9 protein-coding genes and 1 pseudogene are annotated in these 14,539 nt (G+C 58.4%); 5 read left to right on the plus strand and 5 right to left on the minus strand.

Going from position 1 to position 14,539, the window contains the following annotated elements:
• The first annotated feature begins 423 nt into the window (after window positions 1–423).
• From hsdR to ACTJJN_RS02370, 5 genes and pseudogenes are all read left to right on the plus strand, one after another.
• Window positions 424–2,796 carry an EcoAI/FtnUII family type I restriction enzme subunit R gene (gene hsdR / locus ACTJJN_RS02350; RefSeq protein ID WP_012053765.1) on the plus strand — a complete coding sequence of 791 codons (2,373 nt, stop codon included), beginning with the start codon at window positions 424–426 and terminating at the stop codon, window positions 2,794–2,796.
• A gap of 435 nt (window positions 2,797–3,231) precedes the next feature.
• Window positions 3,232–3,633 (plus strand): annotated as a pseudogene (locus ACTJJN_RS02355) (HNH endonuclease); the annotation flags it as partial.
• Window positions 3,634–3,635: 2 nt separating this feature from the next.
• Window positions 3,636–5,105 (plus strand): type I restriction-modification system subunit M, encoded by a 1,470-nt coding sequence (locus tag ACTJJN_RS02360; protein ID WP_012053763.1) that lies wholly within the window; start codon window positions 3,636–3,638, stop codon window positions 5,103–5,105.
• Window positions 5,102–6,787 carry a restriction endonuclease subunit S gene (locus ACTJJN_RS02365; RefSeq protein ID WP_012053762.1) on the plus strand — a complete coding sequence of 562 codons (1,686 nt, stop codon included), beginning with the start codon at window positions 5,102–5,104 and terminating at the stop codon, window positions 6,785–6,787. The genes ACTJJN_RS02360 and ACTJJN_RS02365 overlap by 4 nt, the downstream gene beginning before the upstream one ends.
• A 29-nt stretch (window positions 6,788–6,816) precedes the next feature.
• The gene (locus ACTJJN_RS02370; protein ID WP_012053761.1) at window positions 6,817–8,787 is read left to right on the plus strand and encodes a DUF262 domain-containing protein; all 1,971 of its coding nucleotides are present in this window, start codon (window positions 6,817–6,819) and stop codon (window positions 8,785–8,787) included.
• Between the two features lie 405 nt (window positions 8,788–9,192).
• On the opposite strand, the gene ACTJJN_RS02375 is transcribed toward ACTJJN_RS02370, so the two are convergent.
• The 5 genes from ACTJJN_RS02375 to ACTJJN_RS02395 form a co-directional block, all read right to left on the minus strand.
• Window positions 9,193–9,468, minus strand: coding sequence for a hypothetical protein (locus ACTJJN_RS02375; RefSeq protein WP_012053760.1), 276 nt, complete (start codon window positions 9,466–9,468; stop codon window positions 9,193–9,195).
• Complete coding sequence (locus ACTJJN_RS02380; RefSeq protein WP_012053759.1) at window positions 9,465–10,445, minus strand: integrase domain-containing protein; 981 nt, start codon at window positions 10,443–10,445, stop codon at window positions 9,465–9,467. The genes ACTJJN_RS02375 and ACTJJN_RS02380 overlap by 4 nt, the downstream gene beginning before the upstream one ends.
• Window positions 10,423–10,782, minus strand: coding sequence for a hypothetical protein (locus tag ACTJJN_RS02385; protein ID WP_012053758.1), 360 nt, complete (start codon window positions 10,780–10,782; stop codon window positions 10,423–10,425). The genes ACTJJN_RS02380 and ACTJJN_RS02385 overlap by 23 nt, the downstream gene beginning before the upstream one ends.
• Window positions 10,766–12,163, minus strand: coding sequence for a YfjI family protein (locus ACTJJN_RS02390; RefSeq protein ID WP_012053757.1), 1,398 nt, complete (start codon window positions 12,161–12,163; stop codon window positions 10,766–10,768). The genes ACTJJN_RS02385 and ACTJJN_RS02390 overlap by 17 nt, the downstream gene beginning before the upstream one ends.
• A 964-nt stretch (window positions 12,164–13,127) precedes the next feature.
• On the minus strand, window positions 13,128–14,384 hold the full coding sequence (locus ACTJJN_RS02395) for an integrase domain-containing protein (protein ID WP_012053756.1): 1,257 nt from the start codon (window positions 14,382–14,384) through the stop codon (window positions 13,128–13,130).
• Window positions 14,385–14,539: the final 155 nt, after the last annotated feature.

The raw sequence follows: 14,539 nt of genomic DNA on the forward strand, positions 1-14,539 counted from the left end.
GACGGCGGCATCGATGGCCCATTGGATTACTCGCATCCGCTGTTCTGTGAGCGCATCTGCCTTTGCTTTCTCACCGGGGGCAGCTCCCGGCAGCTTCAGGACAGACGGGGGATAGTGATGATCCAGCGGCGTGATCCAGTCGCACGGGGGATGTTCATTTCGCCATGCTCTGACGTCACAACGCCGCTCGAGTAGCTTGAGTGGAATACTGGTGCTACCTCTGCGCAAAAAACAACGCGTTTTGATGGGACGCGAGCTTTACCCATGCTGGCGGGATAGATATTGTGACGTCGTTCGCACACAGTTAGGTCAAAGAGCCATCAGGGACGTAATCAAGGGTTCTAGCGTACACTTTTACGCCGTCCCAATAATCTCCTCGCTAACCAGATATGCGAGGTCAAGGTAGTTCAACGGGACGGATACATGGACAAGAATTCACTGACTGAGCGCGACATCTGCAGCAAATACATCACACCGGCCATCACCGCGGCGGGCTGGGATTTGCACAAGCAGGTTCGTGAGGAAGTCAGCTTTACCAAGGGGCGCATCATCGTCCGTGGCAAGCTGCACAGCCGAGGCGAATCGCGCCGCGCCGACTACATCCTGTATCACCAGGCCAACCTGCCGCTGGCGGTTATTGAGGCCAAGGACAACAAGCACGCTCTCGGCGCCGGCATGCAGCAGGCGCTCGGTTATGCCGAGGCGCTGGATGTGCCGTTCGTGTTCTCCAGCAACGGTGACGGTTTTCTCTTCCATGATCGCAGTGGCACCGGCGCGCAGAAGGAAACCGAGCTGAGCCTGGAGCAGTTCCCCAGTCCCGAGGAGCTGTGGCAGCGCTACTGCCAGTGGAAGGACCTCAGCGGCGAAAGCCAGCAGAAAGCCGAAGCCCCGTATTACGACGACGGCTCGGGGCGCATGCCGCGCTACTACCAGATGAACGCCATCAACCGTACCGTTGAGGCCGTGGCGCGCGGGCAGGATCGCATCCTGCTGGTCATGGCCACCGGCACCGGCAAGACGTACACTGCCTTCCAGATCATCTGGCGCTTGTGGAAGTCCGGGCAGAAGAAACGCATCCTCTTCCTCGCCGACCGCAACATCCTCGTCGACCAGACCAAGAACAACGACTTCAAGCCCTTCGGCCAGGCGATGACCAAGATTGCCAAACGGCAGATCGAAAAGTCCTACGAAATCTACCTGTCGCTGTATCAGGCCGTGACCGGCAATGAAGAAGAGAAGAATGTCTACAAGCAGTTTTCCCGCGACTTCTTCGACCTCGTGGTGATCGACGAATGCCACCGAGGCAGCGCCTCCGAAGACTCGGCCTGGCGCGAGATTCTCGACTACTTCTCCGGTGCCACCCACATCGGCCTGACCGCTACGCCGAAGGAGACCAAAGAGGTTTCCAGCATCACCTACTTCGGTGAGCCGGTGTACAGCTACACCCTCAAGCAAGGCATCGAAGATGGCTTCCTCGCCCCGTACAAAGTGGTGCGCATCGACTTCGACAAAGACCTGCAAGGCTGGCGCCCGCCCAAGGGCACGCGCGACAAGAACGGTGAGGTGATCGAAGACCGCGTCTATGACCTCAACGACATGGACCGCGACCTGGTGATCGAGGCGCGTACCCAGTTGGTCGCCCGCAAGGTCACCGAATACCTGACCGCCACCGACCCCTTTCAGAAAACCATCATCTTCTGCGACGACATTGACCACGCCGAGCGCATGCGCCAGGCCCTGGTCAACCTCAACCCCAAGCGCGTTGAGGAAAACCGCAAATACGTGATGCGCATTACCGGCGACGACAAGGAAGGCAAGGCCGAGCTGGACAACTTCATCAACCCCGAGTCGCGCTACCCGGTGATCGCCGCCACCAGCAAACTCATGACCACTGGCGTTGATGCCCAGACCTGCAAGCTGGTGGTGCTCGACCAGCACATCAAATCCATGACCGAATTCAAGCAGATCATCGGTCGTGGCACCCGTATCAACGAGGATTACGGCAAGTACTGGTTCACCATCATGGACTTCAAGAAAGCCACCGAACTGTTTGCCGACCCGGCCTTCGACGGGGAGCCGGTGGTAATCTACAACCCCGAGGGCGACTCCTCACCGGTGCCGCCGGAAGAAACCGAGGGCGAAGAGGGTGACGTGATCGACGGTGGCGCTGGGCCAACCGAAGGTGACGAAACCACCGGCGGCGCTGACGACGATGGCCGCAAGAAGCGCGTCAAATACGTGATCAACAACGTCGCCGTGCACGTCATTGCCGAGCGCGTGCAGTACTACGGCCCGGACGGCAAGCTGATCACCGAATCGCTACGCGACTACACCCGCACCTGCGTTAAGAAACAGTTTGCCTCGCTGGATGACTTCCTGCGCCGCTGGAGCGATGCCGAACAGAAGAAAGTCATCATCGATGAATTGGCCGCTCAAGGCGTGATGTGGGAAGCCTTGGACGACGAAGTCTCAGCCAAGCGCGGCCAGCCGCTCGATCCGTTCGACCTGATCTGCCATATCGCCTTCGACCAGCCGCCGCTCACCCGCAAGGAGCGCGCCGAGCAGGTGAAAAAACGCAACTACTTCGCCAAATACTCCGGCGCCGCCCGCCAGGTACTGGAAGCCCTGCTCGACAAATACGCCGACACCGGCGTCGAGCACATCGAAGACATCAAGATTCTTCAGCTGGCGCCATTCAGCCAGATCGGTGCGCCGATTGAGCTGGTCAAGGCCTTTGGCGGCAAACCGGGCTATCAGCAGGCCATTCAGGAGCTTGAGCGACAGCTCTACGGATAACCGATGCCCAAACTTAATTCATTTGAAATCGCAGCTGCACTCATCCGTAAGGGCTTTGTTCTGACCGTAAAAAATCAACATGCTAACGGGTATGAGCAACCTGGTTTTAACGGTCGTGTATTCGTCAAAATGAGCAAAACGGGTGCTCCTGTTGCCAAGCAGCCCTTCCTCATTCATCCAGAACATGCCACCGCAGGTAAATGGAACTCCATCAAGGTACTTTCCCCTTCGTTGCCAAATACCGGGTATCGAAACACCAACATGACGGGTTATCCCACCGTAGCTGGCTCTGACAGTAAATTAGCAATTGCATTGGATATCGCTACAGAGGCCGACCTTCATCAACTCCTTGATCTACTCGGTTATAAATCCTCTGTTTCTGCCCTCCAGTCCGCGACTCCTAAATCTTCGGTCTCAACAGAGGAATTTCTAAACGATCCAAACCTCACCGACACCGAACGCGATGCCCTGATCAAAGCGCGCATCGGCCAGAGCAGCTACCGCGACGACCTGCTGGCCTACTGGGGCGGCTGTGCGATTACCGACTGCTGCGTACCGGAGTTGTTGCGGGCCTCGCATATCAAACCCTGGCGTGCTGCCAGCCCTGCCGAGCGGCTTGATCCGTTCAACGGGCTGTTGCTCACCCCCAATCTTGATCTGGCCTTCGACCGTGGCCTGATCAGCTTTGACGATCAGGGGCAGATTCTTCTTGGCGAGGATCTCGACCCCGACAGCGCCCGTGCGCTCAACATCACCCCTTGTCTGCGCTTGCGCCAGATCAAGCCGCAGCATCGCGACTATCTGGCCTGGCACCGTGAACACCTTTTCAGGAAGTAAGCATGTCCATCAGCAGCACCATCAAATCCATCCAAGACATCATGCGCAAGGACGTCGGCGTCGACGGTGATGCGCAGCGTATTGGCCAGCTTGTGTGGATGCTGTTCCTGAAAATATTCGACGACCGCGAGCAGGAGTGGGAGCTCCTCGATGACGACTATCGTTCGCCGATTCCGGAGAGTTGCCGCTGGCGTACCTGGGCGGCCAACCCGGAGGGCATCACCGGTGATGCCCTGAAGGACTTCATCGACAACAACCTGTTCCCGCAGTTGCAGAACCTCCACGAATACAGCACCACGCCGGCCACCTATGTGGTGCGTGGCGTGTTCGAGGATGCCTACAACTACATGAAGTCCGGCCAGTTGATCCGCCAGGTGATCAACAAGATTCAGGAAGGGGTGGACTTTAACAAGGCGCAGGAGCGCCACGCCTTTGGCGACATGTACGAGCAACTGCTGCGCGACCTGCAGAACGCCGGCAATGCCGGTGAGTTCTACACCCCGCGCCCGGTCACCGAATTCATGGTGCGCATGGTCGACCCCAAGCTGGACGAAAAGGTCATGGACCCGGCCTGCGGCACTGGCGGCTTCCTCACCTGCAGCATCGAGCACAAGCGCAAGCGCTATGTGCAAACCGCCGAGGACGAGCGCGCCCTGCAGGCGAGCATCTTCGGCGTGGAGAAAAAGCCGCTGCCGCACCTGCTGGCCACCACTAACATGATCCTGCACGGCATCGAAGTGCCCAACCAGATCAAGCACGACAACACCCTGGGGCGCCCGCTTATCAGCTGGGGGCCGGCTGAGCGGGTCGATTGCATTGTCGCCAACCCGCCGTTCGGTGGCATGGAAGAAGACGGCATCGAAACCAACTTCCCCACGGCCTTCCGCACCCGTGAAACCGCCGACCTGTTCCTGGTGCTGATCATGCACCTGCTCAAGGACGGCGGCCGCGCCGCCGTAGTGCTGCCCGACGGCTTCCTCTTTGGTGAAGGCATCAAGAGCCGCATCAAGGAAAAGCTGCTGGCCGAGTGCAACCTGCACACCATCGTTCGCCTGCCCAACGGCGTGTTCAACCCCTACACCGGCATCAAGACCAACCTGCTGTTCTTCACCAAAGGCACGCCGACCAAGGACGTGTGGTTCTACGAGCACCAGTACCCGGCCGGTTACAAAAGCTACTCCAAGACTAAGCCCATGCGCGTCGAGGAGTTCGCCGTCGAGGAAGCCTGGTGGGGCAGCGAGGTCGATGGCTTTGCCGCGCGGCGGGAGAACGAGTTCGCCTGGAAGGTCAGCTTCGACGAGCTGCAAAACCGCAACTGGAACCTCGACTGCAAGAACCCTCACGTCGGCGAACAGATCAGTCACGACCCGGACGAACTGCTGCGTGACTACGCCGCGCTGCAAGGCGAGATTGGCGAGCTGCGCGACCAGCTCAAGGCCGTGCTGGCCGAAGCTTTGGAGCGCCAGGTATGACGTCGCTGCTCACCGATAACCTGCCACTGCTGGCGGGCGCGCCCAATGGCATCAAAAAGCTGCGTGAATTGATTCTGGAACTGGCGGTGCGCGGCAAGTTGGTGCCGCAAGATCCCGAGGATTTATCAGCCAGAACGGGCTTGGATGCTTCTCGAACCGAGCGTGCTAAGGCAATGCTCGAAGGTAAGATCAAGAAAGAAAAGCCTGCAATGGAAGTGGCAGATAGTGAGCAGCCATTTGAATTGCCAGACGGTTGGGCCTGGTGTCGTATTGTTGACACGGGAAACTACATCAATGGACTGGCATTCAAACCTAGTGATTGGTCTAGCACGGGTAGACCAATAATCCGGATTCAGAACCTTTCTGGTCGGAACGCTGAGTTTAATCGTACCGAGCGTGAGGTTGATGCCTCAGTGGTGGTTAACCCAGGTGATATTTTGGTTTCTTGGTCGGCTACTCTGGATACCTTTATTTGGCGAGGCGAGCAAGGCGTTCTTAATCAGCATATATTTCGTGTCACTCCAAGCAAAATTGTGAGTGTTCAATATTTATATTGGCTTTTAAAGTGGGCAATAAAGGTTCTCGCTGATAGTGAACATGCTCACGGGCTAGTTATGGCGCATATCAATCGGGGGCCATTTCTAGCTCAGCCCATAGGGCTTCCTCCGTTAACAGAGCAAAACAAAATAGTCGTCAAAATAGCCGAACTGATGGCTCTGTGTGACCGGCTGGAGGCCCGGCAGGCCGATGCCGACAGCGCCCACGCCCAACTGGTGCAAGCGCTGTTGGGCAGCCTGACGCAGGCCAGCGATGCCGCAGACTTTGCGCAAAGCTGGCAGCGCTTGGCTGAGCACTTCCACACCCTATTCACCACCGAATCCAGCATCGACGCCCTCAAGCAAACCCTGCTGCAACTGGCGGTGATGGGCAAGCTGGTGCCCCAAGATTCTAGAGATGAGCCTGCGAGTGAGTTGTTGAAGCGGGTTTCGGAGGAAAAGGCGCGGTTGGTGGCAGAAGGGAAGCTCAAGAAGCAGAAGCCTCTGGGCGATGTTGCTATTTCCGATATCCCGTTTGATGTACCAGATAATTGGGCCTGGTCTCGAATTGGAGAAATTGCGCTTAATACGGAGTACGGCCTGTCTGAGAAAACCTTTGACCTACAGGATGGAGTTCCCGTTTTGAAAATGGGTGACATACAAGAAGGAAGAGTGTTACTTGGCGGGCAGATGGCCGTAAGCAAGAATACAGAGGGTCTACCAGGGCTCTATTTGGAAACGGAAGATTTGCTTTACAATCGAACAAACAGCGCTGAACTGGTCGGTAAAACTGGAGTTTTCTTGGGGCAAGCGGGGGAATACTCCTTTGCTTCTTACTTGATTCGTATCAGATGCCTGAAGGAGCTGTTTTCTCCGCTCTACCTGAATATTTCGATGAATGCGCCAGGCTTTCGTGAAACCCAAATAAACCCGCATTTGAAGCAACAATGTGGGCAGGCAAACGTTAATGGGACGATCATGAAAAACATGCTGGTTTCCGTCCCGCCTCTCCCTGAACAACACCGCATCGTCGCCAAAGTCGATCAACTGATGGCCCTCTGCGAGCAACTCAAAACCCGCCTTAACCAGGCCCTGCAGGTGCACGAACATCTGGCCAGTGCGCTGGTCGAGCAGGCCGTGGCCTGATTTAACAAGAACACCGATAAGGACATCCTGTGCGTCCCGACAAGAAAGCCGTCACCGACCTGTTTACCGAGCGCGCGCAGTACCTGATCCCCTTGTTCCAGCGCGGTTACGTGTGGACGCTGAACGAGCAGGTGCAGCCGCTCTGGGAAGACCTCGTTGACCGCCTGGAGGCAATCGTCCAGCATCAGACCGATGCAGCCATGGTCGGGGCTGGCCGGCTCAGGCCGCTACGCCGGCACTTTCTCGGCACCGTGGTGATCGGCAGCCTCAAGGGCGGCAGCAGTGATGCCGTGGGCAACCGCGATGTGATCGACGGCCAGCAGCGCATCACCACCCTGCAGATCCTGCTGCTGGTGTTTCGCGACCTGGTGGCGCCGCTGGATGACGAGGCGCTGAGCTACGACCTCAAGCCGCTGACGCAGAATATCGGTAAGTACCGTCAGAGCAGCGATTCGCTCAAGGTGCTGCCGACCAATGTCGGCCGCGATGTGATGCAAGCGCTGGCCGAGCTGGGCGGCGCGGAGAAGGTTTGCGAGCGCTTCCCGGCCAAGGTTGGTCGGCAGTATCAGGAACGCCCGGCGATGGTGCGTGCCTACCTGTTCTTCCACTCCATGCTGGCCTGCCACCTGCGTGGCCTGCGCTACGATGACCCGTTGCCGGGCGCCGCGGCGGATGAAGAGCGCACCGTGGCCCATGCGGTGATTCGCTCCATCGACGCGGACAACCAGCTGAAACTGCCGGGCGCCGACCTGCCGCTGCAGGTGGAGCGCGCCCATGCGCTGCTGGTCACCCTGCGCGAGGGCTTCCAGATCATGTCGCTGGAGCTGGAGGACGAGGACGACCCGCAGATCATCTTCGAAACCCTCAATGCCCGGGGCGCACCGCTGCTGCCGAGCGACCTGATCCGCAACTTCATCTTCCTCCACGCTACACGTAACGGCGAAGACGTGGATGAGCTGTATCGCCAGGGCTGGCAGCACTTCGACGAGACGGTGGACACCAGCACCGGCAAGGGCGCCAAGTTCTGGAAGCAGCAGGAGCGGCAGGGCCGCCTGAAAAACTCGCGACTGGACCTGCTGTTTTACCACTACGTGGGCATGCGCAAGTGCGAGGATCTGAAGGTGGCCCACGTATTCAACGAGTTCAAGGACTGGTGGCAGGATGAGCCGCGCGACACTCAGCGCGAGCTGGCGCGCATCACGCACCTGGCGGGGTATTTCCAGACCTTTACGGTGCCGGCGCAGGCGAGTCGCCTCGATCTGTTCTGCCGGCGTCTGAAGCTGCTGGATGTATCCACGGTGACGCCGCTTGTGCTGTATCTACTGGAGCACCATAAGCCGGACTCCGCGGAGTTCCTGCAGGCCATTGGTGATCTGGAGTCTTACTTGGTGCGCCGCTTTATCTGTGGCTACACCACCAAGAGCTACAACCGCACCTTCCTCAACCGCTTGCTGGCGGAGATGGTGCGCGAGCAGAAGACCGATGCCGCGACCCTGCGCGACAAGCTGCTGTCCCTGCAGGGCGACAGCCAGTGCTCGCCGGATGACGAGGCCTTCGCCCGTAACTGGTGCCATCGCGCTCTTTACCAGGGCCGCAACACCAGCAAGGTCCGTGCGGTTCTCGAGGCGCTGGAGCTGTCCATGCGCGGTAGCAAGCAGGAGACCCTAGTGCTACCTGATGGCCTGACTGTGGAGCATGTATTGCCGCAGAAGTGGCAAACGAACTGGCCGCTCGCCGAGGACACACCAGAGAACCAGGAAAGGCGCCGCCGCCTACTGCACAGTATTGGCAACCTCACACTGGTGACCCAGGCCTTCAACTCCGCCCTGAGCAACGAACCCTTTGCCGTGAAGCGGCAGGAGATCGTGACCACCAGTCTGCTGATGCTCAATATGCACTTCCAGGCGTTTGGTGAGAACGATGGCTGGGAAGAAGAGCAAATCGTGTCGCGCGCCGACAAGCTGTTTTCCTATGCCCTGAGCCTCTGGCCTAGGCCGTAATCCCCTCAACGTTGAGTTTTTGCAATTACGTCTTGGATGACTTGAAATGTTGGATCTTCTAAAGCTTCTCTGACCGGATTTTTCGTTGCTGTTCTCAGCAGAAACCAATGGCGTCAGTGCCTGGCTATGGATTGCTACGGCAGCAATCTTCGCTATTTCTGTGATATTCGTCGGGCTTTACGTAGTGTCTTGGAGGAGCGATAAGCTGCTGGTCACAAAAAATTGGATGGCGATCGGCACCAATTCTTTAGCATTTCGTCGCCCATGCTGACGGCATTTTGCCTTTATGCCAGTAAGGTTGAAAGAGTGGATTTTGAACAGGTTCACTCAGCGATAGAATGTCCACGCTAAGATAGTTGAAGGGGAACAGAGAGCCCTGTGGACTGCCTACTCTCGATTCGAGCGTCAGATCAGCAATCCTTGGCCGCTCCCTAATCGCTTCCAGATCAATAGCGCGGTGAGTCGATAGTAATACCGGGTGGCGTCGGAATGGTCTTTCAGGTGCTGAGTGAGAAACCAGCGCACATGCTTGAGCTGCCAGGTCCAGGGATTATCGCGTTGCCATCGCTGTTGAATGACCGCTTGCATGACTCGTGCTTGGCGTAGGTGACGTTGCTGCGTGGCCTTCGAACCCGTCAGTACGCCGCTCAGGAACAGCGTCATATCGAAGGGTTTGCTCATATTCTCCCGCCAATGTAGTCCGACACCACATCGATCCGGTTATGCCCGAGCTCTAGGCTGATTTGTTGGCGCGCCTGTTGATCAAGGTCACGGTCAATGCGATAGCAGTGGCCGCCATTGACCGGTGCGGCGTGGCCCGTGAGCTGCTCGTATCGTTCGCAGGCGTAGGCTGCGCGCAGTTCATGAAAACCCTTCAGCGCATGTGCATGCAGCGTTTCGCGGGCGGGGAGCACGGTTTGGTGCAGGAACATGGCGTAGCTTTCGTCTCGGGCAAGCAAGTTGCGGCTGCCGGTCGGCGATGCCTGACGAACCATCTGCAGGGCCGCTTTCACCGCTTCATTGGCCACGACCCATCGCGGCGCTGATGAGCCTGAACGGCCGCCTTTGGTGCCTTCCTGGATGTTGATGCGGCCTAAGCGTTCGGCTTCGCGGTGCAAGCGTGGCAGGTCAGCCAGGATCGCTTCGCGCAGGCGCATGCCGGTTGCTCGAGCTAAAAGGACTATGGCGGCAACCCGATCGTGTTGCTGTTCGCCAAGCACCTCAGCCAGTCGCAGCACCTGTTGGTGATCTTGGCCATCCGGCGCGCGAGTGCGTACGCTCGAGCGCTGCTGTCCCAACGCCTGACTCGGGCTGGCGATCCTCACATCCTGATCACCGCGCAGCGCAGCAAGGGTGCGGTTGACGCTGCTCAGGCGGTTCTGCGCGGTGGCGATGCAGAGCGCACCTTGCTGGATCTGATGGCGCAGATACTCGGTGTAGTCTTGTAGCGTCTGTCTATTGATCTGGCGCGCATCGTTGTAGCCGGGGCCGTTCTCTGAGCGGCACCAGCGCACGAAGGCTTGCCAGCGATCGTTGTGTGCTTTGACCGTTGCGAAGTGGCCGCCGGCAAACAAATCTTCCAATGCCTGCCGACCGGCATAGGCCAGTTCGCGGCCGTAGCCAAAGTTGCGACCGTCACGCCGACCGACCAGCGTCATTGTCTTCACCTTGACCGTTGGTTTGTAGGTGCAGCAGCAGGGCTTTCCAGTGGGGACCGATGCTGTCCAACTGTCCCCAGTGTGCTGGGCGGATGAGAAGGGCGTTTTCGCCGTGTTGCAGCGAAGCTCCTTCTTCTTGCAACTGCTCGATAAGCCGAGCGAGGTCGATGGGCTCTGATGTTGGAATGGCGACAGCGGCGACACTGGCGACAACCCCCGCCGCATCTGGATTGGCACGTGGCGACAAAGTGGTGGCAGTGGCGGCGACACTCCGTATCTCGGTCGGCGAGCAATGTTGCGCCCGATAGCGGCGCACGGCGTCATTGAGGCGGAACATGGCGCACCTCGAATATGTCCCCGTCATTGTCCAGCCAGTTATGGGCAACCAGCTGCAGCAATAACTCGAAAGTGTATCGCGTGCTTTTACGGGCAAAGCGGGGGCCGTTGCGCGTAAGGTCGCGGAGGCGAAACGGTGGCCAGTTCTTCTTTATCAACCAGCGCAGCAGGCAATCGGCCTCTGCGCGAAGCTTATTCAGTGGTTCCTGTTCAGTCAGGCGTTGGTTCTCGGCCAGGTAGTAATCCATCAGCGTGGAGGCGCGCTGAATGTGCACGTCTTCCAACACAGTCGATTCCTCAATCACCGCCATCACACCAGCCATGCGTAGTACGTTCGCGGCGGCTTTGCCCGCGGCAGCTTGCACGTTGACCAGTTCGCCGAATTCCCCGGACTCGCATTCAATGGTGTCGTGAATGGCAATCCAGGCCTCACGGGCGCGGGGGCTCAACTCCAGCGCCGCAGGGTTGAGGCCACCATCTTTATGGCGTGACCAAGGCTTCTGCATCAGCGCGGCAATGCGTTGCTGGTACAGGTGCACCTTTGGATCTCGGGTCAGGTCGATGGCTTTGTACAGCCGTTGTCCAACCATACGCTCTGGCCAACTGATCAGACAGCGTCCCAGGATGCCCTGGTCTTTGATATCAGCGTCCTGCAGCAAGCGGCCTGCAAGGCGGGGTTGAAGCATCAAGTGCATGCTGAGGCGGCGATCATAGGCACGCAGACTTTCTCCAGTCATCGCACGCGACCGATCAATCGGGCTACCGTCCCACAGCGTCGACAAGTGAGTGATCGCCTTGATCATGTTGTCCTTGCTCATGGTGCTGCCGCCCAAAAACTGCCCGCCCTCATCGCTGAACAACCCCATGCTGGGCAAGCCGTGGCACAGGCTTTTGACCAGGCCCTCAATGGTCGGCTCAGCAGTGAGCAGTCTTGGTTGGACAGGCTCAGGTTGGGCGTCCAGCGCTAGCTGTGCTGACTTTTTCGAGGTCGGTGACTTCGCGGTAAGGCTCATTGCAGCTCGGTGCGCCTTGAGCTGTTCGCCATAGGCGATCCATTGCTGTCTTTCCCAGTCCCGTACGGCCTGCAGCGCAATATGGTCCACCGCGCTTTTGCGATCTCCCGAGCAAGCCACTGTCAGCAAGTACAGCGACAACGGATAGATTCGGCCGTCGAGGTGAACGTTGGCGTGCGCTTGGCTCGCCAAAGCTGCCGTGGCTAGAACAGATTGCGCGGCCATGGCGCAGGGCACGCCGATCACATCGGCCATGCGTTCCACGGCAGGCCCCAATAGATCGCCCAGCGCCGCGACCGGGTAGGGTAGGGGCGTAATCTGCTGTTCCAACAAGGGGCGTGGTGGCCCTTGTACTTCGCGCAGTTGCATAGCCGTCCTCCTTAAACTACCGATCTCTCCCTCACGTCATCCCGCCAAGAATGCTGAGTGTTATCAGGGATCAAGGCCCCTGCGACCTGTGAGGGTGTCCACTGACGCGGGACTGGCGGCTCCTTACGACCAGGAGCAAGGGCATCTCATGATCTGGCCTCCTGAGCACCGTTACCGGTGGGCGGGTGGAGGCTGCATTGGCTGACGAGACCAGTGCCGCGAGATCCTGAGCCAGGTGCAAGCAGCACTGCGATGACCGGGGCATGCCTGAATGTCAGTCTGGAGCAGTCCATTCCCTGGTCTGCGGCACCATCATCTACAGCGCTGTTGCTGGTGATATCGGCGTTTGTCACGCCGATTGTCACGAGGGGAAATGCCGCAAAGCCCTGTGCGATGAGGGCTGCAGCAGTGGTAGGAGCGCCCGTCTCTTTTCTGGAAAAAGAGACGGGCGAACGGTTGGCGCAAAACGTCGGCCGAGCAGGTTCGTTGCTGCAGGGCTAAAGGGTTAGCGGACAGCCGCACTAGGCGGATTGTTTAGAGGGCGTCCATCATTCTGGCGAATGACCGTGCGAGCCTCCGGGCGCGAATCGCACTTTGGGATGAACCACCGGGTTAGCGGCATGACCTTGAAGGCTCTGGTCATCTGGGGTGCTGCCTAAGGCAGCGCTTTGAACCTTCGTTCTATCGGTCACCGCGGTTGGGGTCAATTGGTGAAGGGCACATGGAAATGCGCCAGATTCCACCTCTGGCGTGCTTTGGAAGTCGGTGGCTGTCAGTGGCAAAGTGGCCGTTTGTCGCTTTTTTAGTGTTAGCCCGTGAGCATGGGGATGCGAAGCCTCCCCATGCTCACGGGCTTAGCCGGAGAGGCCAAAGTCGAGGCGAGTTGGCGACTGTCGCCATCCGCTCAGACGGCAAGGATGTAGATGGCACGCGGTCTGTCGCCAGTGTCGCCGTTGTCGCCGCCCTATCGGATGGGTACTACGTTTCGATCCCTAGCCACATTCATCGCGCTGGCCGAGAGATTGCCCGTCGACGCCTTCAGAATGTACTCGCTCCACCAAGCCATCATCGGCCGCCGTCGCTCGATGTAGTCGGCTCGGTTGTAGGCACTGCGCACCTCATCCTTGTCGACGTGTGCCAACGCCACTTCGATGAGCTCCGGGTCCCACCCATGTTCATTCAAGATGGTGCTGGCCATCGAGCGCATGCCGTGGCTGACCAGGCGGTCCTGGAAGCCCATGCGTTTCAATGCCATGTTGGCGGTCTGGCTATTGGCATGAGTACGAGGGTTTCGGTCTGCAGGGAAGACGTATTCCCGATGACCACTGTGGGACTTCAGTATCTCCAGCAATGACATGGCTTGATCGCTCAACGGGATGCTGTGCGGGCGGCTCTTCTTCATCCGCTCCGGTGGGATGGTCCAGACTCGCCTTTCAAAGTCGATGTCTACCCAGCGAGTAGTTGCCGCCTCGGCGGGGCGGGTCATCGTGTGCAACTGCCACTCGATCAGGCAGCGTGTCGTGCGCTTGATACTGGCGTTCGCTATTTCCAGCATGAGCTCAGGAAGCTCCTCGGGCGGTAGCGCCGCCATATTTTCTTTCTTCGGTTTCTTGAACACCGCCCGAATCCCGCTGAGCGGGTTCGCGAAGATCATTCCTGAATTGACCCCGTAGGTCATGATCTCGTTGAGGCGCTGGCTAAGCCGCTTCACCGTTTCCAAGCTGCCTTTGGATTCGATAGGGCGAAGGATCTTGATCACCATCGGTGCACTGACTTCCGAGATTGGAGTCGATTTCATGCTCGGAAAAACGTGCAGCGTGAGTGAGCGCCAGATGTCCTCAGCATAGGCCGGCGTGACCGAGTCCTTTTTCAACTCGAACCAGGCGCTAGCTACTTTCTCGAACGTATGTTCTGTCTCGGCTAGTTTGGCCTGCGCGAGATCATTGCGCTGAGCTTTGGGGTCGATCCCCTGGGCAAGTACTTCCCTAGCTTCAACCGCTTTTCGCCGAGCTTGCGCCAGAGAGACCTCGGGATAGGAGCCGAGCGCCATGTTGATTCGATTCTTGGTGACCGGATGCCTGTAGTTGAAATTCCACTGCATCGAGCGGTTTACCCGGACTCGGAGCTGGAGGCCGTCGCCATCCGTGAGGACATAGTCCTTGTCTTTGGGCTTGACCGCCTTGAGTTGGCGGTCGGAGAGACGAGCTGTTTGAGCGCACATGGGAGAGGCTCCATGACACCTTTTGGTATTCCCAAGATTAGCCCCAGGTAGGCTGGAATACCACCGGGAATACCGGGACGGCTGGAACTCAAAAAACCGTTGTGGCCCTCAAAAGAGCAGTAAACCCTTGATTTCACTGACTTCCAGGCACAAAA

Origin of the sequence: Pseudomonas sp. 22515 (genome assembly GCF_052044625.1) — a bacterium.
Lineage (GTDB): Bacteria > Pseudomonadota > Gammaproteobacteria > Pseudomonadales > Pseudomonadaceae > Aquipseudomonas > Aquipseudomonas alloputida.

Coding starts and splice junctions, on each gene's coding strand:
- hsdR (WP_012053765.1), top strand. CDS start 424: ATGGACAAGAATTCACTGACTGAGCGCGACATCTGCAGCAAATACATC.
- ACTJJN_RS02395 (WP_012053756.1), bottom strand. CDS start 14,384: ATGTGCGCTCAAACAGCTCGTCTCTCCGACCGCCAACTCAAGGCGGTC.
- ACTJJN_RS02375 (WP_012053760.1), bottom strand. CDS start 9,468: ATGAGCAAACCCTTCGATATGACGCTGTTCCTGAGCGGCGTACTGACG.
- ACTJJN_RS02380 (WP_012053759.1), bottom strand. CDS start 10,445: ATGACGCTGGTCGGTCGGCGTGACGGTCGCAACTTTGGCTACGGCCGC.
- ACTJJN_RS02390 (WP_012053757.1), bottom strand. CDS start 12,163: ATGCAACTGCGCGAAGTACAAGGGCCACCACGCCCCTTGTTGGAACAG.
- ACTJJN_RS02385 (WP_012053758.1), bottom strand. CDS start 10,782: ATGTTCCGCCTCAATGACGCCGTGCGCCGCTATCGGGCGCAACATTGC.
- ACTJJN_RS02365 (WP_012053762.1), top strand. CDS start 5,102: ATGACGTCGCTGCTCACCGATAACCTGCCACTGCTGGCGGGCGCGCCC.
- ACTJJN_RS02360 (WP_012053763.1), top strand. CDS start 3,636: ATGTCCATCAGCAGCACCATCAAATCCATCCAAGACATCATGCGCAAG.